17 protein-coding genes are annotated in these 19378 nt (G+C 40.7%); 8 read left to right on the plus strand and 9 right to left on the minus strand.

Annotated features, from left to right (window positions below; genetic code table 11):
- Nucleotides 1–19: 19 nt before the first annotated feature.
- The 3 genes from MTP09_RS03200 to lpxK all read right to left on the minus strand — a co-directional run bounded on the left by MTP09_RS03200 (nt 20) and on the right by lpxK (nt 4022).
- Nucleotides 20–1180 carry an ATP-binding protein gene (locus MTP09_RS03200; protein WP_243550500.1) on the minus strand — a complete coding sequence of 387 codons (1161 nt, stop codon included), beginning with the start codon at nt 1178–1180 and terminating at the stop codon, nt 20–22.
- A gap of 1020 nt (nt 1181–2200) precedes the next feature.
- Nucleotides 2201–3013: a purine-nucleoside phosphorylase gene (locus tag MTP09_RS03205; RefSeq protein WP_243550502.1), complete on the minus strand. Its 813-nt coding sequence runs from the start codon at nt 3011–3013 to the stop codon at nt 2201–2203.
- Entirely contained in the window at nt 2997–4022 is a 1026-nt protein-coding gene (gene lpxK / locus MTP09_RS03210; RefSeq protein WP_243550504.1) for a tetraacyldisaccharide 4'-kinase, read from the minus strand. The genes MTP09_RS03205 and lpxK overlap by 17 nt, the downstream gene beginning before the upstream one ends.
- A 211-nt stretch (nt 4023–4233) precedes the next feature.
- On the opposite strand from lpxK, the gene MTP09_RS03215 reads away from it, so the two are divergent.
- The 3 genes from MTP09_RS03215 (at nt 4234) to MTP09_RS03225 (ending at nt 6402) form a co-directional block, all read left to right on the plus strand.
- Nucleotides 4234–5229 (plus strand): D-alanine--D-alanine ligase, encoded by a 996-nt coding sequence (locus tag MTP09_RS03215; protein ID WP_243550507.1) that lies wholly within the window; start codon nt 4234–4236, stop codon nt 5227–5229.
- 54 nt (nt 5230–5283) lie between these two features.
- The gene (coaD, locus tag MTP09_RS03220) at nt 5284–5745 is read left to right on the plus strand and encodes a pantetheine-phosphate adenylyltransferase (RefSeq protein WP_243550509.1); all 462 of its coding nucleotides are present in this window, start codon (nt 5284–5286) and stop codon (nt 5743–5745) included.
- Nucleotides 5746–5823: 78 nt separating this feature from the next.
- Entirely contained in the window at nt 5824–6402 is a 579-nt protein-coding gene (locus MTP09_RS03225) for a trimeric intracellular cation channel family protein (protein WP_243551571.1), read from the plus strand.
- Nucleotides 6403–6429: 27 nt separating this feature from the next.
- Here the strand turns inward: MTP09_RS03225 and hutH are convergent, their stop codons facing one another.
- On the minus strand, nt 6430–7917 hold the full coding sequence (gene hutH, locus MTP09_RS03230; RefSeq protein WP_243550511.1) for a histidine ammonia-lyase: 1488 nt from the start codon (nt 7915–7917) through the stop codon (nt 6430–6432).
- Nucleotides 7918–8153: 236 nt separating this feature from the next.
- Here hutH and tnpA point away from each other — a divergent pair, with 236 nt between their 5' ends.
- Together tnpA and uvrC are read left to right on the plus strand one after the other, a co-directional pair.
- Nucleotides 8154–8633 carry an IS200/IS605 family transposase gene (gene tnpA / locus MTP09_RS03235; RefSeq protein WP_243550513.1) on the plus strand — a complete coding sequence of 160 codons (480 nt, stop codon included), beginning with the start codon at nt 8154–8156 and terminating at the stop codon, nt 8631–8633.
- Between the two features lie 595 nt (nt 8634–9228).
- The gene (gene uvrC, locus MTP09_RS03240) at nt 9229–11025 is read left to right on the plus strand and encodes an excinuclease ABC subunit UvrC (RefSeq protein WP_243550515.1); all 1797 of its coding nucleotides are present in this window, start codon (nt 9229–9231) and stop codon (nt 11023–11025) included.
- On the opposite strand, the gene MTP09_RS03245 is transcribed toward uvrC, so the two are convergent.
- The 3 genes from MTP09_RS03245 to MTP09_RS03255 are packed head-to-tail and all read right to left on the minus strand — an operon-like array spanning nt 11026 to nt 13796.
- Nucleotides 11026–11802 carry a hypothetical protein gene (locus tag MTP09_RS03245; RefSeq protein WP_243550517.1) on the minus strand — a complete coding sequence of 259 codons (777 nt, stop codon included), beginning with the start codon at nt 11800–11802 and terminating at the stop codon, nt 11026–11028.
- 21 nt (nt 11803–11823) lie between these two features.
- On the minus strand, nt 11824–12906 hold the full coding sequence (locus MTP09_RS03250) for a putative type IX sorting system protein PorV2 (protein ID WP_243550519.1): 1083 nt from the start codon (nt 12904–12906) through the stop codon (nt 11824–11826).
- The gene (locus MTP09_RS03255) at nt 12903–13796 is read right to left on the minus strand and encodes a DMT family transporter (protein ID WP_243550521.1); all 894 of its coding nucleotides are present in this window, start codon (nt 13794–13796) and stop codon (nt 12903–12905) included. Before MTP09_RS03255 ends, MTP09_RS03250 begins: the two co-directional genes overlap by 4 nt.
- A gap of 668 nt (nt 13797–14464) precedes the next feature.
- Here MTP09_RS03255 and MTP09_RS03260 point away from each other — a divergent pair.
- Nucleotides 14465–16093, plus strand: coding sequence for an acyl-CoA carboxylase subunit beta (locus MTP09_RS03260; protein WP_243550523.1), 1629 nt, complete (start codon nt 14465–14467; stop codon nt 16091–16093).
- A 120-nt stretch (nt 16094–16213) separates the two neighbouring features.
- A complete protein-coding gene (locus MTP09_RS03265) occupies nt 16214–16855 on the plus strand; it encodes a hypothetical protein (RefSeq protein ID WP_243550525.1) in 642 nt (213 codons plus the stop codon).
- A gap of 60 nt (nt 16856–16915) precedes the next feature.
- Here MTP09_RS03265 and ygiD read toward each other — a convergent pair whose 3' ends face one another.
- On the minus strand, nt 16916–17743 hold the full coding sequence (gene ygiD, locus MTP09_RS03270) for a 4,5-DOPA-extradiol-dioxygenase (protein ID WP_243550527.1): 828 nt from the start codon (nt 17741–17743) through the stop codon (nt 16916–16918).
- A 136-nt stretch (nt 17744–17879) separates the two neighbouring features.
- Nucleotides 17880–18389: a YceI family protein gene (locus tag MTP09_RS03275; RefSeq protein WP_243550529.1), complete on the minus strand. Its 510-nt coding sequence runs from the start codon at nt 18387–18389 to the stop codon at nt 17880–17882.
- A 205-nt stretch (nt 18390–18594) separates the two neighbouring features.
- Between MTP09_RS03275 and MTP09_RS03280 the strand changes: the two genes are divergently transcribed.
- The gene (locus MTP09_RS03280) at nt 18595–19308 is read left to right on the plus strand and encodes a phosphatase PAP2 family protein (protein ID WP_243550532.1); all 714 of its coding nucleotides are present in this window, start codon (nt 18595–18597) and stop codon (nt 19306–19308) included.
- Nucleotides 19309–19378: the final 70 nt, after the last annotated feature.

Below are 19378 nucleotides of genomic sequence, written 5' to 3' on the forward strand. Positions count from 1 at the left end.
ACGGTTTTGTCAAAAGGTGTTAGATTTTCTCAATTTTTTCCCAACCAATCACTTCTGCTGCCGAACGTTTCTGATTTACCGCACCGGAGTTTACCAAAAATTTGTCTTTGATGCTGTCTTTCGCCAGTTCTGTAAAGAAGTTCAGCCCTTTGAACATATCGCTCATTATGGTTTGCGAAGCTTTGATTTCCATAATATTCAGCAATTGATTGTCCTGAAAAAGCAGATCGACTTCCCGTCCCTGAACATCGCGCCAGAACCAAAAATCCCGCATCAAATTGCGGTGGTAATTCACCTTGACCATTTCTGCAATGATGAAATTTTCGAAAAGTTCGCCTTTGTGCGGATGAAGCTGTAAGTCTTCAGGTTTTGTAAGTTTTAGGAGAAAACTCAGCAAACCTGTGTCATAAAAATAAAGTTTCGGACTTTTGGTAATCCTTTTATTGTAATTTTTATGATACGGTTGCAGTAGGAAAATGATATAACTTGTTTCCAAAACCGAAATCCAGGATTTCGCCGTGGGTTGGGAAATTCCGCACTCGTTGGCTAAAGAGTTCAGGTTGAGCAACTGTCCCGATCTTGCCGCACAAAGTGAAATAAAATTTCGGAACGCCCGAAGATCACGAATGTTGATGATTTCCGACAGATCCCTTTCAACATAAGTTTGCAGGTAGTTGGAGTAGAATGTTTTTGGCGGAATATTTCTGTCGAAAATTGCGGGGTAAAATCCACGTTGAAGGTTCACACTGTAATCTTCATCTAAAAAACCGCCTGACTTCATTTCTGAAAAATCAAAAGGAAACAGTTTGAAAATCGCGACTCTTCCCGCAAGACTTTGTGTGATATTCTGCATTAGGTGAAAATTCTGGGATCCAGATAGAATAAACTGACCCCTCACTTTGTCTTCGTCCACTTTTGCCTGGATGTATGAAAACAGAAACGGCGCACGCTGTACTTCATCGAAAATGACAAATCGGTCGTACTGCTCGAGAAAAGATTTGGTGTCGGATTCAGCAAAATTTCTGATATCGGGATTCTCCAGATTGACGTAAGTGTAATTGGAAAACTCTTCTTTCAGAAAAGTAGTCTTTCCCGATTGTCGTGGACCTGTAACCGCAATAACCGGATATTTTCCGCAAAGAAAATCAATTTCTTCCTTAATGGTTCTCTGTACGCTCATTATCGATGTTTTTTCATTGCCAAAGATACTATTTATTTTGAATATTACGACAATAAACTTTGAAAAATACGATAATAAACTTTGAAAAATACATCAGTAAATTTTGAAAAATACGATAGTCAACTTTGAAAAATACGGTCTTTAATTTTGAAAAATACGAAGAAAAATATTAGTTTCTGCACAAAAAAAACTGATGATTCCGCGGTTGAACTTTTGCAAATTCTGTTGCTGAATCATCAGTTAAAGTTTTTACTTCTGTTTTCGCTTCAAGTACTGACTTTAGATTTAAATTCAAAAAACTTTTCCTTGCGGTCTCGTCTTTTTTATTTGGCAAATCAGTAAACACTTTCTGCTCCAACGCGATTTTTTGTTTCCTGTCTTTTCTTTTTCAGCTTCCGGATTTCTGCTTTGCAGCTTCTATCTTTGTGCTGACGAGTTTAAAAACTTCTGTTTCCAATCTCAGTGCTAACTTTTAAGATCTTCACTTTCGTTTTAATTTTTCAGATTTCACCTTACGGTTTACGTCTTCAAACTATACTAAAAAGTTTCGACTTTTTTAGTCTGTGCATTTTAATAAAGTCGGTTTTTTCATCTTACGTTTCTTTTCGTCTTTTCAGCTGTTTTCTTTCGAATTCAACCTCGAATCAGAAATCTGTGATCCGGATTTCAAATCCCGTCTTTTGTTTGAGTTAAAACTTTTCACCTTGCGGTTACCGGTTTGTGCCTCTGCAACTATGACTTGATTGTGATGTAAAGATAACAGGATTTTATTGAGAAAAGCAAAATAAATCGATGGTTTTTATCAAGAATGTTTAAAGGGAGAACCAAGTACATTGTGTTAATAACAACGTATTGGAAATCAATGATTTACAATTTTATTCACAATTAATTCATACTGTGGATAAAATTTTATCTACAAAATGTGGCAGAAAAAGCAAATTCATAATCGAAAAAAAGGATGAACTGAACGCTTAAATCCGTTTTTCTCAAAAAAATTCATTTCAAATCTGAAAGAATTTATCAATAATTTTTAATCAGCCCTTTTACGATTTTAATGACGTTCGGCATTGCTTTATTCGCTGCTTCCAGAACTTCGTCGTGGGATACGGTGAAAGCGATTTCGGGTCCACCCACATCGGTGATGATCGAAATCCCGAAACAGTCCATTTCCTGATGTTTTGCGACAATCACTTCGGGAACGGTGCTCATTCCCACCGCGTCGCCGCCGATCGCGCGAATCATTCCGTATTCAGCTGGAGTTTCGAAGGTGGGTCCCTGCAAAGCGACGTACACTCCTTTATGAACCGGAATGTTATTTTCCTTGGCAAAAGTTTCGGCGGTTTCGAGCATTTTCTTGTTGTAAGGTTCGCTCATATCCACGAAGCGTGGTCCAAGTTCGTCGAGGTTTTTTCCGCGAAGCGGATGTTCCGGCATCATATTGATATGGTCGGAAATCAGCATCACATCGGCAACTCTGAAATTGGGATTCACGCCACCTGAAGCGTTAGAAACGATCAAGTTTTTGATTCCCAAAAGATGAAATACTCGGAACGGAAAAACCACCGTCTGAATATCGTGTCCTTCGTAATAGTGGAATCTGCCGCTCATCATCAGCACTTTTTTCCCCTCAAGGATTCCGTAGATTAATTTTCCGCCATGACCGACAACCGTTGTCTGTGGAAAGTTTGGGATTTCGGTATAGTCCAAAATATGGATCGGCTCTACCTCGTCTTTAAGTTTGCCCAATCCGGAACCTAAGACGATTGCAAAATCCGGAGTTTCCTTAATAATATTCTTGATGAATGCTGCTGTTTCCTTAATTCTTTCTAACATAATCCAATATGATTTGGTTAAATTCGTCCTTTTTATCGATGTTGACGTTGATCGGCCAATAATAGACAAGATCACGAAGGTAGTCAAAAGTTTTCAGCCGCACGTAATCCTTCTCTGTTGTTAAGATCATTCTGTATTCGCCCAACTTCTTGTATTCCGCCAAAATATTTTTAATGTCCTGGTCGCTGAAATTGTGGTGGTCCTTAAATTTTAAATGCTTTACACGCTGCGAAAATCTTGAGAGGTGATCGAGGAGCGGTTTCGGATTCGCGATTCCTGTGATGAGCAGGATGTCGTAATATCCCAGATTATTGTCGGGCAAAAACTTGTCGTGAGCATACACATTCTCGTCGTAGCCAATGCTCGAAAAGAAAACTTTCTGGTTGTGCTGCGGTTTGATCCTCGAAATGTAGTATTGCTTTTTCTCGTCGGTTAGGTTATCGGGACATTTTGAAACCATGATGATTTGCGCCCTCTTTTTTCCAGCTCGACTCTCCCGCAAATCTCCTGCAGGAAGCAGAAAGTCTTTGAAATAAGGGTCGTTATAATCCGTCATCAAAATATTGAAACCCGGATTGATCGCGCGGTGCTGATAAGCGTCGTCCAGGATCAGAACATCCAGGTCCATATCTTCGATAATCTTTTTCGCACCCGGAACTCTCTCTTCGGAAACGCCGATTACAAAACGGTTTTTGAATCTTTCGAAAAGCTGCATCGCTTCATCACCTACCGTTTTATAGTTGCTGTCGTAATTGGTGATTCCATAACCTTTGGTCACTCTTCCGTAACCTCTTGAAAGAACCCCCGTCCTGAAGTTTCTTGAGAGCAGATCTGCCAAATACATCACCATCGGCGATTTTCCACTTCCGCCTACGGAAAGGTTTCCGACATTAATGATCGGAGTCCTGAACTTTGTAGATTTAAAAATTCCCAAGCTATAAAAGGCGTTGCGTACTGCAGTGACCAAATGATAACCAAGGGAAAAAGGGTAGAGATACCATCTTTTCATATGAAGATGTTTATTTTTCTAAGACCACAAGGAATCTTTCGATTTAATAAGGGGCAAAAATAAGGTTTTTTAGGCGGAAAATAAAACCGCAACTGGCTCATTTATCCACAAAAAAGTACATGATTCTGAAGGTGAAAATCGGAATATTTTCTCTCGCGGAACCTTATTTATAAACAATTTGTTTAAATTTGCTTGATTTGTTAATAAAGCCATGAAAAAGAAAAACGTAGCCGTTGTAATGGGCGGTTATTCTGATGAATACATCGTTTCCCTGAAAAGCGGGCAACTGATTTTCGATTCCCTCGATCGGGAAATATACAATGTTTATAAGGTGGTGATTCTGAAAAACGAATGGTATTTCCTGGATGACCGGGATCAGAAGACTCCCATCAACAAAGCAGATTTTTCGGTGAACCTGAGTAGTGGTTTTACCGTGAAGTTTGATGTGTGTTTCAATATCATTCACGGGAAACCGGGTGAGAATGGGGAATTGCAGGCGTATTGGGACACGATCGGGCAAAAATATACCGGTTGCGGTTTTTACCAAAGTGCTTTGACTTTTAATAAAAAAGATACACTGGCTGTACTTTCAAAATACGGAATTCCTTCTGCGAAAAGTATTTATTTAAGAAACGGGCAAGATATAAATGAAGATGAAATAGTTGCAGAACTTGGACTTCCCTTGTTTGTTAAACCCAATCAGAGCGGCTCTTCATTAGGAATTACAAAAGTGAAGGAAAAATCTGAACTGAAAAAAGCGCTGGATTTCGCATTTGCGGAGGACGATGAAATTCTTATCGAAAGTTTCCTTAATGGAATGGAAGTTTCGGTTGGTGTTGTAGATTTCGAGGGAGAAACTATTGTTTTGGGAATCACTGAGATTGTGCCGAAAGAGGGCAAAGAATTTTTCGATTACGAAGCAAAATATGAAGGAGCTTCCGACGAAATTACCCCGGCAAGAATTGATGACGAAACCAGAATCAAAGTGGAAGAAATTGCAAAGAGAGCTTATGAGTCCTTAGGAATGAGCGGTTTTTCCAGAAGTGAATATATCATAATGGACGGTATTCCCTACATGCTTGAAATGAATACCAATCCAGGATTTTCACCTGCATCAATCCTGCCGCAACAGGCGAAGCATTTTGGGATTTCCATCAAAGACCTCTGCGGAAACGAGGTAGAAAAAGCATTGCAGAAAAAACCCTAAATAATCTGAGTTTCTGAACTTGAAACTTGAAACCTGAAACTTGAAACTAAATTTATGAGAGTCGCCGTTTTCCCGGGTTCATTCGACCCAATTACGCTTGGTCACTACGATATTGTTGAAAGAGCATATCCGCTTTTCGACAAAATTATTATCGCGATCGGTCAGAATTCACAGAAGAAATATATGTTCTCGCTCGAACAGCGAATGGAATTCATCAAGAAGACTTTTGAAAAGTTTCCCAACATCGAAGTCGATCATTTCGAGGGTTTAACTATCGATTACTGTCACAGCAAGAATGTTAACTTCATTCTCCGCGGACTCAGAAATCCCGCCGACTTTGAATTTGAGAAAGCCATTGCGCAAACCAATCGTGAACTAACGCGAGAGAACAAAATAGAAACAATTTTCCTTCTGACTTCTTCGGGCAAATCATTTATCAGCAGCAGCATTGTGCGTGAGATTATCAGTTTTAAAGGAAATTATGAATTGTTAGTACCAGACGCAGTAAGGGTTTAAAACTTAAGAATGTACAACCTCGAATTTCATCAAAGTTTCAATCTGGTCATCGAGATTTTCGGTACTATCGCATTCGCAATGTCGGGAGCTTTCGCGGCGATGCAGAAGCGTTTTGATCCTTTCGGGGTGCTTATCATTGCATTTGTCACTTCTGTTGGTGGTGGTACGGTGAGAGATGTTTTATTGGATGTTCCGGTGTTTTGGATGCGCCATATGATGATGGTTTCCGCGATTTTTGGAGGTACGCTCTTGGCTTTTCTTGTTAAATATTTTGAGAAAAGTTTTAATGTTACGCTGTTTATTTTCGACAGTTTAGGTTTGGGACTTTTCACCATAATCGGTATTCAAAAAGGTTTGAATGCTGATCTGCACCCGATAATCTGTTTGACGCTTGGTACGATTACCGGTTGTTTTGGCGGGATTATCCGAGATATTTTTCTGAACAGGATTCCTCTGATCTTCAGAAAAGAAATTTATGCTACCGCCTGTATCGTTGGCGGAAGTTTGTTTTTGCTGATGGTGAAATTCAGTAATCTTTCCTATGTATTTGTGCAGATTTCCACAATTGCGCTCATCGTGATCATTCGAACTTTGGCCGTGAAATACCATTGGCAGATGCCGAAGTTTTATGATAGAAGCAGCAATTCTGAAATGTAAATCAGTATGAAAAGTATGTCGATGAAATTAATTCACTGCAAATTTTCTTTCTCTTACTAAATCGGCAATTGCGGTAATGTCGTCGCCAATTAAGCGATCGTCTTCCAATTTTGCCACTTTTGATCTGATGAGACTATATGCATTTTCTACATATCTGGAGCAGGTTGCAGGTCGTCTGAATTCCAATCCCTGAGCTCCAAACATCAATTCTACAGCGAGAATGTTTTCAAGATTTCCCAAGACCTGGTTGAATTTTCTGCCGGAAATACTTCCCATTGAGACGTGGTCTTCTTGACCTAAACTTGTCGGTATAGAATCTGCTGAAGCCGGGAAACAAAGCGTTTTATTTTCCGTAACCAAAGCGGCGGAAGTGTATTGCGGAATCATAAATCCTGAGTTGAGTCCTGAACTTTCTACCAACAATTTCGGCAAACCGTATTTTCCTTCCAGTAGAAGATAGCTTCTCCTGTCTGAAATATTACCCAGCTCTGCAGCTGCCAAAGTCGCATAATCTAAAGGCAACGCCAAAAGTTGTCCGTGAAAATTGCCGCCGGAAATCGATTCCTCTGCACTTAACACAATCGGATTATCGGTTACAGAATTTAGTTCGGTTTCAGCGAGAGTTTTCAAATGTTCATACGCATTTCTGCTCGCTCCGTGAACTTGCGGTACACATCTCATCGAGTACGGATCCTGAACTCTGTCGCAGAATTCGTGACTCTTGAGGTTGTCTGAGTTTTTCAGGAATTTCACCATTCTTGCAGCCACTTTTTTGCTCCCTGAAAACGGACGGATTTCGTGAAGTTCCTTTTTAAAAGGACTTGCCGATCCACGATAAGCTTCCAGTGATAGTGCCGCCGTTAAATCTGCCAAATCAAGCAAATAGTCAAATTTATGAAGTCCGATAATTGCGTGTGCCAAAATAAACTGAGTTCCATTGATCAGTCCCAATCCTTCTTTTGGACCGAGCTGCAAAGGTTTGAGCGAGTGTTTTTTCAGAATTTTTGAAGTTTCCACCGGTTGATCGTTTTCCCATACTTTTCCCAATCCAAGTAAAGGCAGAACCAGGTGTGCAAGCGGAGCCAAATCTCCGGAAGCGCCAACAGAACCTTGTTCCGGAACGACGGGAATAATATCTTTTTCCAGCATCAGAATCATTCTTTCAATCACATCGAGCGAAACGCCGGAAAATCCTTTTGAAAGTGCGTGGATTTTTGCAATCATCATCACTTTGGAAAGTTCTTTGGAAATAGGTTTTCCGACACCTACAGCGTGGGAAATTATCAGATTATGCTGAAGCTGTGCTGTTTCTTCCTCGGAAATTTTCACGTCACAGAGCGGTCCGAAACCGGTGTTGATTCCGTAAACAGTTCGGTCGGATTCCACAATTTGTCGAACATTTTTTTGGGATTTCAGGATTTTGTCCTTTGCCTGCTTGTTGAGTTTTGCCAGTTTGGGATTGTCTAAAATCGCCATTACATCGGAAATTGTGAACGTGTCGATACCGTAAATCATTGTTGTGAAAATTTCTATAAAAATACAGAATTTTATGTGAAAGCGGAAATCGCACCCCGGACTGAACGGAGCTCTTTTTCTTTTGGCTGGATTGAGCATGGGAAAAGAAAAAAGCGGGAGTGGAGTACGGAAAAGGTGCCCAAATAAGAATTGAAATCACTGATTTTTGATTTGTTGTAGATTTTCTTTGGTGTTTATTTTTAGTATTTTTGATTGAAATCTAAATAGTTACGGAAATGGCAAATGTTTATTCTCAAGTTTATATTCAGCTAATTTTTGCTGTGAAGGGCAGGTCTAATCTCATTCGTAATGACCGCCGCGAAGATGTACAGAAGTATATTACGGGCATTATTCAGAATAAAGGTCAAAAGGTATTGGCAATCTATTCAAATCCAGACCACATTCATATTTTGGTTGGTCTGAATAAGTTCGATGTTTCCATTTCAGAGCTTGTACGCGATATTAAGGCAAGTTCATCAAAAATGATTAATGAGGAGTGCTGGTTTCTTGGGAAATTTCATTGGCAGGAAGGATATGGAGTGTTTTCATATTCAAAGAGCCAAATTGATCAAGTAGCGAAATATGTTTTGAATCAGGAAGCGCACCATAAAAAGCAGACATTCAGGCAAGAATATGTTGAGATTTTGGAAAAATTTGAGATTGATTTCAAGAACGAGTATTTGTTTGAATTTTATGAAGGTGAGGAAGGGAATTGACTTGCCGCTCCTGCAGAGCTGGTTTCGCGCGCTTTCTTGTTTTCTACAAACCTATGGCTTCTACGAAGCCGACAAGAAAGTGAGGGGCAGATTTTTTTTGATGAGGGAATAGCTTGAATTGACTGTTCCAAGGTTGTGAAAGAAAGGAGGAAACTTGCCGGTCCTACGGTGCTGGTTTTGTACGTGTTCATGTTTTCTACCTCTACAAACTTTCGGCTTCTACGAAGCCGCACGGAAAATCTGTAGCGCTGTAAAATAATTCCAAAATCAGAAAGAGAATAACAAAACAACCGATATAAATCAGGTTCTCGCTCCGTAGGAGCGAAATGTTTGTGGCAGCAGATTGCCGGTAAACATATCGAGCTCCGTAGGAGCAAAACGTTTGTAGCATCCGATTACCGGCAAAAGTACAGAGCTCCGTAGGAGCGACAAGTAAGACAGAGATTGACCTCACAAATTTCGCAGAATGCGGATACTGAGCTCCGTAGGAGCGACAAGTCGTTTATTTGAGATTTTTCTCCAATTAAGACCAAAACAACCCCTCATCCAAAATTTTACGTTGCTTTTAGAATTTCATTTTCCCTATTTTTGTTATATGAATCCCAATCTCGAACTTCAGCTGAAAACTTTGCCAACCGATCCCGGCGTTTACCGTTATTACGACAAGAACGACGAGCTGCTGTATGTGGGAAAGGCCAAAAACCTGAAGAAAAGGGTACTTTCTTATTTCAACAAAAACCTTTCGGGATACCGTACCAAAATTATGGTAGGGAAAATTCAGCGGTTGGAGACTACGGTCGTAAACAGTGAGTACGACGCGCTTCTGCTCGAAAACAATCTCATCAAGGAACATCAACCGTTTTATAATGTGATGATGAAGGACGACAAATCCTTCCCGTGGATTTGTATCAAGAATGAGGATTTCCCAAGGATTTTTCTGACGCGAACCTTGGTTAAAGATGGTTCGGAATATTTCGGGCCTTATGCAAAAGTTCGTCCAGCAAAGGTTTTGCTCGATACCATTAAACATATTTATAAAATCCGAACTTGCACACTGAATCTCGCCCCCGGCAAAATTGCGGAAGGGAAATACAAGGTTTGCCTGGAATACCACATCAAAAATTGTGAAGGACCGTGTGAAGGATTGGAATCGAAAGAGCATTACGACCAAAAAATTGATGCAATCCGTGGGATTATCAAGGGAGATTTCAGGAAGGCGAAGGAGCATCTTGTGCAAAAAATGATGAGTCACGCCGAGAATCTGGAGTTCGAAAAAGCGCAGATGGTCAAAGAAAAAATCGATATTCTCGACGATTATCAGCATAAGCATACGGTGGTGAATCCAAACATCGACGATGTGGATGTTTTCGGAATGACGAGCGATGAAACTGCGGCGTATGTGAACTATTTCAAAATCCAGAACGGGAACATCATCCAAAGTTACACCACCGAAATCAAGAAGGTTTTGGAGGAAACCGATGAAGATATCCTGGAGGAAGCGATTATCGAGATTCGGCAAAAATTTCTTTCCGACTCGCGTGAAATCTTGGTTCCGTTTCATCTTGGCTTTGAGATTCCAAATGCGAAATTTATCGTTCCCAAAGTCGGCGACAAAAAGCGAATCGTGGAACTTTCTGAAAAAAATGCCAAAGAATACCGCGTCGAAAAACTGAAGCAGGTGCAGATTGTGGATCCCGAAAGACATACGAACCGAATTATGGCGGAGATGCAAAAGCTGCTGAGAATGCCTGTAGAACCGCGCCACATCGAAGGTTTTGATAATTCCAACATTCAGGGAACAAATCCGGTTTCTGCCTGTGTTGTGTTTAAAGATGGGAAGCCAAGCAAAAACGATTACCGTATCTTTCACCCGAAAACGGTGGATGGTCCGAACGATTTTGCGACGATGGAGGAAGTGATTTATCGTCGCTACAAACGGCTTCTCGATGAAAATGAAGATTTGCCGCAACTGATCTTGATCGACGGTGGGAAAGGTCAGCTTTCGTCTGCCGTGAAAAGTTTGAAACTGCTCGGACTTTACGGAAAAATCACCATCATCGGAATTGCAAAGCGGTTGGAAGAAATCTATTTTCCCGAAGATTCGATTCCGCTTTATCTCGATAAAAAATCAGAAACTTTAAAAGTTCTACAACGAGTGCGCGATGAATCCCACCGTTTCGGAGTGAAGCATCACCGGACGCGAAGAAAAAATTCCACCATCAAATCGGAACTGGAAGAAATCCCGGGAGTGGGCGAAAAATCAATCGAGCTTCTTTTCTCTAAACTGAAATCGGTAAAACGGATCAAGGAATCCTCTTTGGAAACACTGGAAGAAATTCTCGGTAAATCCAAAGGGAAAATAGTTTGGGAGTATTTTAATTCGGGGGAATAATTACTTTCTACTCAAAACCTCCTTCCTAAAAGTTCCGTCAGAATTGGGCAGGTCGATCACGATTTTTCCATCCTCAAAATATCCTATTGTCGAAGTTCCGTTTTCAAGCTGAACATGGAAAACATCTTTCTTGCTCGACGCTTTGAAAATTGCATAAGGAACAGAGCTGTTGGGATTTGCCAAAATAAATTGGTTTGCAGAAATATTGATTTTGTTCAGATTCAAACTTCCGTTGCTAAACACTTCCGCTTTTGAAACTGGGTTATTGGTTGTCGGCGTTGTTTTATTTTCTGAGAAAATTGGTTGAGCCGTATTTTCTGTTTTAGTCACAACCGGGATGGAAACCGCTGGTTTTGAATTTTGAGTTTGGACAATTTTTGTTTGTTCTACCGGATTTGAAAAGCTTAAGTTTTTAAGGGCATTTTCCAGCGCATCACGCATTCCTGGTTCGAAATCTTTAATGCTCGATTTCCCTGAAAAGCTTTCAATGATTTTTCCGTTGCAGTCTTTGAAATCTACAATGATTTTATTGGTGAACATATTGCTGTTGTCGCGTAAGTCGGCTTTCAAAATTCCACAATTGTAGTCTGCATTTTCGTGGATGACCACGTACTTTTTCGCCACCAGTTTTTTTGCCAGCAAGTCTCCTAATCCAAATCTGTTAGCTTTCGCATCCGCAAATTCTGTTGGGATTAAGATGTTTTGATAGTTGGAGATATTTTGACCAAAACTAATCGCAAACAGAAAAAATGTAACCAATTGTAAAAACTTTTTCATATCAATATCTTTCAAAAAAATCTAATTTCTAAAATCTCCCATATCCAATTTCAAAGAAAAGAAATTCGAGTAAAAGTTGGAACCGCCCACTCCTGAATTCGTAATAGCGTAATCTAAAGTCAAGCCGTGGTATTTGATTCCGATTCCCGCACTGGGTTGGAAAGAGAGTTTGCGCTTAAGGTTTTCGATGTCGGTCACGGTTTGGAAACGGTTCAAGCCGACACGCACAAAAATCATGTCTTGAAATTTCAGTTCCGCACCAGCATAAGGAGTGATGCTCGCAAAATCGGTCGAGATCAACGCGGCGGTTTTGGCAAAATCCACATTGATTCCTGCTTCAGGAAGAAGTTCCAAATCACGGTTGATTTCATAATTTCGACTGATTCCAAGGTTTAATTTAGGCATCGTGAGTTCGAGTTTGTCTTTTGGAGCAGGGTTGAATTCCTCACCATTCACCACAGCTGAGAGCTCTTTTTGGTTCACCGTCCAAAAGTTCACGGTTGTTGTTGCATCCTTTAAAACCGCACCATAACTCCAACCGGAATCTGCATTGTACAGCAAGCCGAGGTCAAAACCAAAACCAAATCCGTTGGCAAATTTCCCCACATTTCGGTAAACCACTTTTGCGTTTACCCCCGCAGAAAGCCGGTGGTTTCCTCCCGGTCGGAAAGCATAGGAAAGTAATGCAGCGTAATCAGATTGCGAGAAACTGGTGATTTTGTCGTAGTCGATATTTCCTTCGGAATCGATCATTTGGGTAGTGTTCAGAATATTGTCGACACCCAATCGCACCACAGAAATTGCGAAAACTCCGCCTTTATTGTCTAATGGTTTCGCAAAAGCGAGATAATCGTATTTTGCAATCGACTCGAAATATTCGGCGTGCATCGCCGCACCTTGCCAATCGCGGTCGATCCCGATCAATCCTGCAGGATTCCACATCGGGGAGTACACGTCGTTTTGGTTTACTATTACTGAACCTCCCATTGCCAAACCTCTTGCTCCGGCTCCGATATTCAGAAACTCGTTGGAATATTTCCTCACGATCTGTGCGTCGGAGAAAATTCCAAAAACAAGTAGGATGGCAATAATTATTTTTCTCATGCAGCTTCAACTTTTTTGGTGGCCGCTTTTCGTTGCTTGATCACACCGTTTGCAATGATCGCCATAATCATGATGAACGAGGCGATATAAAAAACCGGACTCATCTGTTCGGACTCGCCAAAGATAAAAAAAGCGAGAATAATGCCGTAAACAGGTTCCAGATTTACCGTGAGGATCAGTGTGAACGGCGAAATATACTTCATCAGCTTCACCGACTCCAGCATCGGGAATGCGGTGAAAACGCTCGCCAATATTAAGATTAACGCCAAATCGCGGTAACTTATTTCATTTAGTTGAAAAATTTGCCCGGTGAAAAGATAAAACACACTCAGAATCATTAATCCCGAAAATATTTCATAGAAAATAATGTTTCCCGAACTGGTCTTGCCAAAAATCTTTCCATTAAAAACAGAAAAAATAGTCCCGAAAAGTGCAGTGAGGACTCCGTAAAAAATTCCCTCCTTATAATGAAACTCAGTCTTGAAGATCATTCCCATACAAATTACGATGACGATTCCCATGATGACTTCCGAAATATCGATTTTCCTTTTAAAAATTAAAGGTTCCAGAACCGACGCGAAGAGTGTGGACAAGGAAAGGCAGCTCAACGCGATCGACACGTTGGAAACCTTAATCGAATGGAAAAAGAACAGCCAGTGAAACGCCATAAAACCGCCAATTGCAGCCAGCTGAAAGAAAAGTTTCTTTGAAATTTTCAAGCTTTGTCTCTGAAAAAAACGGATGAAGATAAAGAGGAAAAATGCCGCAAAAAACATCCTGTAAAAAACCAGGATTTGTGCATTGGCATGAATCAGTTTCCCAAGAATCGCCGTGAATCCCCACAAAAATACGATGAAGTGCAACCGAAACAGCGCCGATTTATTGACCATGAAAACTTCTTAATTGTTGCAAATTTACAAAATTGGAGTGGGTTTTAAATGGTTTGAAAGATTTTAAATGGTTTGAAAGATTTGAAATGGTTTGAAGTTGTTTGAGATAGTTTGAAATAGTTTGAGGTGGTTTGAAGTTTTTTGAAATGGTTTGAAGTTGTTTGAAATGGTTTGATAAGATTTGGATTGGTTTGAATAGTTTGGTATTAATTTTTTTTCCACTTTTCACTGAACCACTGAACCGTTGAACCACTAAACCACTCTCCTAAAAAACCACCCCGGTTCCTCCTCCGTCGGAACCAACCCTCCAAAGGAGGGGAATTTTCAACTCCCTACTCATTCATTTCACCACTGAATCACTGAATCACTGAACAACTCAACCATTCAGCCAAAAATCCCCAAAAATTTTTCAACTTCCGGGGACTTTCAAATAATAAACTATTAAAAAAATAAACTAGGAACAGAATCTCATAAATTATAGGAGTCATTTATTAAATTCTAAAGTTTCAACGAAATTTTGCGGAAAATATTTTGTTTAAATTCAGCTAAAAAACGTTAAATTCTCTTAATTAATTTTCTGTATTTCAAACAATTACTTCGTAAACTCTTTGGTGTTCGGCGAATCGGGTGAAAAAATCGTATATTTAACCCTGACTTATTTTTAAAGAATGGATTTAGAATTTAATAAGAGAGAAGACCAAAATAAACTGAAGCTTGCAGAAATCAACCGACTCCTCGCCGAAATAAAAAAAGGCGGTGGAGAAAAACGGCTCCAGAAGCAGCGGGACGAAGGAAAAATGACTGCCCGCGAAAGAATTGACTATCTTCTCGACAAAGATTCACATTCCCTTGAAATCGGTGCTTTTGCTGGTCACGAAATGTATCAGGAACACGGCGGTTGTCCCAGTGGTGGAGTAGTGGTGAAGATGGGTTACGTTTCCGGAAAGCAATGCCTGGTCGTAGCCAACGACGCATCAGTAAAAGCTGGAGCTTGGTTTCCGATTACTGCTAAAAAGAATCTTCGCGCACAGGAAATTTCCATCGAAAATAAGTTGCCGATCATTTACCTTGTAGATTCTGCCGGAGTTTACCTACCGATGCAGGACGAAATTTTCCCCGATAAGGAACATTTTGGAAGAATCTTCCGAAACAACGCGAAAATGAGTTCGATGGGAATTATTCAGATTTCTGCGGTGATGGGAAGCTGTGTTGCAGGTGGAGCGTATCTCCCGATTATGAGCGACGAAGCGATGATCGTTGATAAGACAGGATCCATCTTTTTGGCAGGAAGTTACTTGGTGAAAGCAGCGATCGGCGAAAATATCGACAACGAAACTTTAGGCGGAGCAACAACTCATTGCGAAATTTCGGGAGTAACCGACTATAAGGCGAAAGACGACAAAGACGCTTTAGACCGCATCAAGAACATAATGAAATCCATCGGCGATTACGAGAAAGCCGGATTCGACCGGATCGAAAGTTTTCCGCCGAAAGAAAAAATCGAGAATATTTTCGGTTATATGCCGGTTTCCAGAGCTGACCAATACGACACTTTCGACATCATTAAATGTTTGGTCGATAATTCTGAGTACGAAGAATACAAACCGGATTACGGTAAAACCATTATCTGCGCAACCGCTAGAATCGACGGTTGGAGCGTGGGAATCGTTGCCAACCAAAGAAAATTAGTAAAAAGCGGAAAAGGCGAAATGCAGTTTGGCGGCGTGATTTATTCCGATTCCGCCGACAAAGCGACGCGGTTTATCGCGAACTGCAACCAAAGAAAAATACCGCTGATTTTCCTTCAGGATGTAACCGGATTCATGGTCGGTTCCAAATCCGAACACGGCGGAATCATCAAAGACGGTGCAAAAATGGTGAACGCAGTTTCAAATTCCGTGGTGCCAAAATTTACAATAATTACAGGCAATTCTTACGGAGCCGGAAATTACGCGATGTGCGGAAAAGCGTATGATCCGCGACTGATCGTAGCTTGGCCATGGTCGGAACTTGCGGTGATGGGCGGAAGTCAGGCCGCCAAAGTTTTGGCTCAAATCCAGGAATCAACGCAAAAAAAACAGGGTAAGGAAATTTCCGAAGAGGAACATCAAGAAATTCTCGACACGATTTCAAAAAGGTATCAGAAACAAACTGAGCCAGTTTATGCAGCCGCAAGATTGTGGACTGATGCGATCATTAATCCAATCGACACCAGAACCTGGATATCCATGGGAATCGAGGCAGCAAACCACGCACCGATTACCGAGAAATTTAATTTAGGAGTGATCCAAGTATAAATCCAAAAACTAATAACAAACTAACACACACACACAAATAATAAAAAAATTTACTTTACTCTTTCTCTTTTAGGTACGATTTTGGTTTAATGTTCCACATAACACCAAAAAAGTACTATTATGAAAAAGATTCTTACAGTATTCAGCGCAATGCTGTTTACAAGCGCGTTTTCGCAATGCGTTATTAACGGAAATTCAGAAATCAGGATGGGAACAACTTCAAACTACACCATCCAAAACAACCAATCGCAATGTGGGAACTGCCACCTTTGGGAAAATAAAGGAAGTGTTGCTTCCTTAAATGGAGATGTACGAAAAAGCTCGATCAGAGTAAGAGGAAATACTCCCGGAACCATGACTCTGCAGCATACCGCACTCACTTTGCAGGGAGTAACCGAGTGCAGCAAAACAATCAATATTGTTGACGGAACGGGGATAAGAGTAAACAGCAATGCTTCTTCAACTGGTGTTTCTAATTCCAATGCATCTTCCAACTGCGATATTGTTTTCGATAATTATGTGGAGGTAAAAAATTCCGACGGCTTGGTTTCTTTCCGTCCAGAAGTTCAGAACAGCCGTTATAAATATGAGTGGACCGCAACTTACGCAAACGGAGAACAAAAGACTTCTACAGCAGATATTCCAAACTTCAGTTATACAGGTGATAATGGAATTTCGTCGGTAGCCGTGAAAATTACTTCGCCAAGCTGTATTAAAAACTTCAACAAAAAATACAATTCGACGTATTGGAAAACGTTTTAAGAAAGACCCTCATTAGTTTTTCAAAAAAAGATTCAGAGAAATGTCTGAATCTTTTTTTTGTTATCCAATTTTCAAACTCGTCATGCTCAAACTTCCGCCGATGAGTTCGTCATTGAAAAGTGTGATTTCTTCAGATTTTTCTTTCAGACCTAAAGAATAAATCAATGGCAGAAAGTGATCGGGAGTCGGAACAGCGTATTGCAGTGCTGTTCCCTGATTTTGGTAGTCGATGATTTTTCTGAAATCGCCGTCGAGAATCCAGTTGTTGGTTTTTTCCCGCGCCTCGATTGCCCAATCCCAACCGGAACCGACGGTGTTGATATTTCGCCAATCGATCATCCGTAAATTGTGCACGATATTTCCGCTGCCAATAATTAAAACCCCTTTTTCACGAAGTTTTTGCAGTTGCGCGGCAAGTTCGAAATGATACTGAGTCGGTTTGCGATAATCGATGCTGAGTTCGATTACCGGAATATCGGCATTTGGATAAAGATGTTTGATGACGCTCCACGCACCGTGATCGAGTCCCCAACTGAAATCCTCCTCCACGGAAATGGGAAGTAAAAGTTCTGCGGTTTCTTTTGCCAGTTCAGGATTTCCCGGAGCGGGATACTGCACCTCGAAAAGTTCCTTCGGAAAACCATAGAAATCGTGAATGGTTTTCGGCGTTTCCATGGCGGTGACAAAAGTTCCGTTCGTAAACCAGTGTGCTGAAATACAGAGTATCGCATTCGGTTTCGGAATTTCTTTTGAAATATTTCTAAATCCCTGCACAAAGATATTTTCCTCAATGGCGTTCATCGGCGAACCGTGTCCCAGGAAAAGTACGGGCATTTTCTGGGTGCTGTTGAAGCTGTCGGAAATCTTGGAAAGATCGTTGAGATTCATTTGTTGAACTTGTTTGATGTGATTTGAAATGGTTTGAGGTTGTTTGAAAAACTTTGAAGTCGTTTGAAATGTTCTGATGAAGCATCAACTTTATCAAACCAAATCAAACGACCTCAAATATAATCAAACGAAAAAACTACGCTTTTACGAACTGAAGTTCACCTGCAATTTTCACGTCGTCGGAAACCATCACTCCTCCTGCTTCCAGCGCTGCGTTCCAGTTGAGTCCGAAATCGCTTCTCTTGATTTTTCCTTCGAAAGAGAAACCTGCTTTGGTTTGTCCCCACGGATCCACATTGATTCCACCGAAATCTACTTCCAGTTCGATTGGTTTGGTAACACCGTTGATGGTGATGTTTCCTGTAATATCGTCGTTCAGCGAATTGGCGTCGAAAGTAATTTTCGGATGCTGTTCCGCGTTGAAGAATTCTGCAGATTTCAGGTGGTTGTCTCTGTCAGTATTGTTGGTGCTTATAGAATCAGTATCGATTACTGCGTGAGCTTTTACGTTTTTGAAGTTGTCGTCCTCGCTTTCCAGATCCACGTTGAAGTTTTTGAATTCTCCTTTTACGTTAGAGATCATCATGTGTCTTACTTTGAAAGTGATTTCGCTGTGAGTTGGGTCTAAATTCCATTTAGTTGCCATAATAATATTTCTTTTATTGGTTAATGATTAAATTTTCTGGTGCAAAGATATGGCGGCAAAAAACCTGTGACATTGATGTAGGATAAGAAATGGTTTCGCAGCCATTTCTGTAAATTTACTCCAAATAAAAACCAAGTCCGAATAATTAATATATTTTAACTCATCCGGAAAAGCTTTTCTTATTTTTGCCAAAACTTCAGAACTGATGAAAAAACTAATTTCGTTTCTGCTGGTCTTCAATCTTTTCTTTGTGAATTTTTCGCAAGAGAATGACGGCATTAAAACCGAGAATCAACGATTTACCTTTCAATACAAAAAGGCCTATATTCCTCTTGGCTTAATGGTTTCGGGAATTGCTTTGAACGGCATCGGACAAAACTCGGTAAAGAGCGAAATTGCAACTAAGACGCATGAACAGCTTTTAGGATTCGGAAATCACATCGACGATTATGCGCAGTTTGCACCATTCGCCGCGGTTTATGGATTCGAATGGTTGGGAATGACTCCGCGAACCGACTGGAAAAACCGTACAGCAATTATGGTTAAAGGACAGATCATCAATCTCGGGTTGGTTTACGTTTTGAAGCGTGCAGTAAATTCTACAAGACCCGATGGAACTGCATATTCTTTTCCTTCAGGACACACCGCGAATGCTTTTGCAGGCGCAACGATGCTCGCAATCGAGTACGGCGAAAACCACAAATGGGTTCCATATGCTGCTTACGGAGTGGCGACCGGAGTCGGTGCAATGCGGATGGTGAATAACAAACACTATATTTCCGATGTGCTTTTCGGAGCGGGACTGGGAATTCTGTCGATGAAAGTGGCGTACTGGACTCATCAATACAAATGGAACCAGCCGAAATCTGACAAAGATCCTTTTGCGGGTATTATTTATGGAAATCAAGAATATTTTTAGTTTTCAAGATTTCCGCTTCCAGCTTCCCTGCTTCCCTCTTCCAAAAGGCATTAACGTTTTTTAACATTTC

The sequence above is a fragment of the Chryseobacterium suipulveris genome, from assembly GCF_022811685.1.
GTDB lineage: Bacteria > Bacteroidota > Bacteroidia > Flavobacteriales > Weeksellaceae > Kaistella > Kaistella suipulveris.

Bases quoted from the DNA above. Each gene is read 5' to 3' on its own strand.
- MTP09_RS03250 (WP_243550519.1), bottom strand. From the start codon at position 12,906: ATGAGAAAAATAATTATTGCCATCCTACTTGTTTTTGGAATTTTCTCC.
- MTP09_RS03280 (WP_243550532.1), top strand. From the start codon at position 18,595: ATGAAAAAACTAATTTCGTTTCTGCTGGTCTTCAATCTTTTCTTTGTG.
- hutH (WP_243550511.1), bottom strand. From the start codon at position 7,917: ATGATTTACGGTATCGACACGTTCACAATTTCCGATGTAATGGCGATT.
- tnpA (WP_243550513.1), top strand. From the start codon at position 8,154: ATGGCAAATGTTTATTCTCAAGTTTATATTCAGCTAATTTTTGCTGTG.
- MTP09_RS03205 (WP_243550502.1), bottom strand. From the start codon at position 3,013: ATGTTAGAAAGAATTAAGGAAACAGCAGCATTCATCAAGAATATTATT.
- MTP09_RS03225 (WP_243551571.1), top strand. From the start codon at position 5,824: ATGTCGGGAGCTTTCGCGGCGATGCAGAAGCGTTTTGATCCTTTCGGG.
- MTP09_RS03260 (WP_243550523.1), top strand. From the start codon at position 14,465: ATGGATTTAGAATTTAATAAGAGAGAAGACCAAAATAAACTGAAGCTT.
- MTP09_RS03255 (WP_243550521.1), bottom strand. From the start codon at position 13,796: ATGGTCAATAAATCGGCGCTGTTTCGGTTGCACTTCATCGTATTTTTG.
- MTP09_RS03200 (WP_243550500.1), bottom strand. From the start codon at position 1,180: ATGAGCGTACAGAGAACCATTAAGGAAGAAATTGATTTTCTTTGCGGA.
- uvrC (WP_243550515.1), top strand. From the start codon at position 9,229: ATGAATCCCAATCTCGAACTTCAGCTGAAAACTTTGCCAACCGATCCC.
- coaD (WP_243550509.1), top strand. From the start codon at position 5,284: ATGAGAGTCGCCGTTTTCCCGGGTTCATTCGACCCAATTACGCTTGGT.
- lpxK (WP_243550504.1), bottom strand. From the start codon at position 4,022: ATGAAAAGATGGTATCTCTACCCTTTTTCCCTTGGTTATCATTTGGTC.
- MTP09_RS03265 (WP_243550525.1), top strand. From the start codon at position 16,214: ATGAAAAAGATTCTTACAGTATTCAGCGCAATGCTGTTTACAAGCGCG.
- MTP09_RS03215 (WP_243550507.1), top strand. From the start codon at position 4,234: ATGAAAAAGAAAAACGTAGCCGTTGTAATGGGCGGTTATTCTGATGAA.
- ygiD (WP_243550527.1), bottom strand. From the start codon at position 17,743: ATGAATCTCAACGATCTTTCCAAGATTTCCGACAGCTTCAACAGCACC.
- MTP09_RS03275 (WP_243550529.1), bottom strand. From the start codon at position 18,389: ATGGCAACTAAATGGAATTTAGACCCAACTCACAGCGAAATCACTTTC.
- MTP09_RS03245 (WP_243550517.1), bottom strand. From the start codon at position 11,802: ATGAAAAAGTTTTTACAATTGGTTACATTTTTTCTGTTTGCGATTAGT.